Consider the following 282-nt stretch of genomic DNA (forward strand, 5'->3'; position numbering starts at 1 on the left):
CGGAGTCAACCCAACTGCGCAAAGCAAGCCAGCAGCTAAGCAATCGATCGATGATGACCTGAAAGCCAAGGAAGCAGCCATTGATTCACGTACTGATTTGACGGATGAGGAGAAAGCTGCAGCGAAAGCAGATGCCAAAGCGAAAGCAGATACAGCGAAACAAGCAATTGACACTGCGACGACAAACTCAGAAGTTGATCAAGCCAAGAATGATGGAACAACTGAGGTCAACTCAGTAAACCCAACCGCTCAAAGTAAGCCAGCAGCCAAGCAAGCGATCGA

The 282-nt window shown here is 48.9% G+C and carries 1 protein-coding gene; it reads left to right on the plus strand.

Translation table 11 applies throughout. The annotated features are described in order from the left end of the window. The coding region (locus HMPREF2853_RS09500; protein WP_315940689.1) for a DUF1542 domain-containing protein at window positions 1–282 on the plus strand (282 nt) is incomplete at both ends.

The organism is Streptococcus sp. HMSC077F03 (assembly GCF_001812375.1).
Lineage (GTDB): Bacteria > Bacillota > Bacilli > Lactobacillales > Streptococcaceae > Streptococcus > Streptococcus oralis_S.